This is a genomic window from Clostridium sp. AF28-12 (genome assembly GCF_003435225.1).
Lineage (GTDB): Bacteria > Bacillota > Clostridia > Lachnospirales > Lachnospiraceae > Pilosibacter > Pilosibacter fragilis.
The window spans coordinates 204,139-205,512 of the sequence record NZ_QWGJ01000005.1 but is presented as its reverse complement, the minus strand read 5'-3'; the positions used below and the strand labels follow the sequence as shown (position 1 = coordinate 205,512).

Sequence of the window (1,374 nt, the reverse complement as noted above, 5' to 3'; positions counted from 1 at the left end):
CCTAGATTATTCACGGATCAGCCGTGAAAGTGGCTGAAAGCCACATAGTTACTGTATTTTAGCTGAATATTGCTTTTCACCTATCAAGTGAATGAAAAAAGAGCATCCATTTGTGGTAAAATTAAGGTGTTCAAAGTCTTAACAATCCCAAACAAAGGAGCCCTTTATGAGTATTGTAAACACCTTAGCCTTAGAAAGCAATAGACAGATTAAAATAAATTTTGATGGAGGAGATCTCTCATCCGATGCAGGCTTGCTTCTTATCAAAGAATTCATAAGCAAACTTGGTATTGATACGCTTTTAGAAAAAGCGTTTAAAACCAATGATCCTGCTTTATTCCGATATCATTCGGATCCAAAAAACCTGCTCCAAATGATATATATGATTATTGCCGGTTATTTCGAGGATGATGCCTCTGATGAACTGACAAATGATCCTGTATTCAAGTCTGTACTTGAAAAAGATGCGCTTGCATCACAGCCTACGGTATCAAGATTCTTTAACCGTATGGATGAAGACACTTTAAACCAGTTCCTTGCGATTGCCAGAGTACTTCGGAGGAAAATTTACAGTATTCAGATGCCACAGGCTGTTATTCTGGATCTGGATTCCACTCTTCTTGATGCATACGGCAGGCAGGAAGGCAGAGCCTTTAACTTTCACTATCAGAGCAATGGTTATCATCCACTTGTCTGTTATGATGGAATGACCGGGGATCTGATAAAGATCCAGCTGCGTGATGGAACACAGTATTCCTGCACCGGAGTAGTTGATTTTTTGCAGCCGGTACTGGATGAATATCTGCATGACTATCCGGAAATCCCTATTCTACTTCGTGGTGATAGCGGTTTTTCTACGCCTGATCTTTATAAGCAGTGTGAGGAAAACGGCACAAGCTATGTGATCCGGCTGAAGGAGAATGGCATCCTACGTGGAAAAGCATCCGATCTTGTGGATGAGCTTGATGAAATCACCAGGAATAACAAAGTGGATTATGCGGTAGTTTATGGTGAATTCATGTACAAAGCAAAGTCATGGCCTTACGAACGGCGTGTGGTATGCAAGGTTGAAAAGCCGGAAAACCAGATGGTTTACATGTACACCTTTGTTGTCACAAACATGGATTCCTCACCAGGGTATCTTATCAAGTTTTACTGCAAGCGAGGGCTGATGGAAAACTTCATCAAAGAAAGTAAATCCGGTTTTGATTTTGCTTCCGTAAGCAGTCATACCAGAATCGTAAATGCAAACAGGCTTCAGGTACACGCTCTTGCTTATAACATATTTAATTGGTTTAGACGATTGGCGTTATCAGCAAACATGCGCAAACAACGCATTGATACCGTCCGTTTAAAACTGCTGAAGATTGCTGC

General features: G+C 41.0%; 1 protein-coding gene. It reads left to right on the top strand.

From position 1 onward, the window contains the following. Positions 1-166 precede the first annotated feature (166 nt). Positions 167-1,374, top strand: a 1,208-nt coding sequence (locus DWY93_RS06855; protein ID WP_242990550.1) for an IS1380 family transposase, incomplete at its 3' end; no start/stop codon positions are given.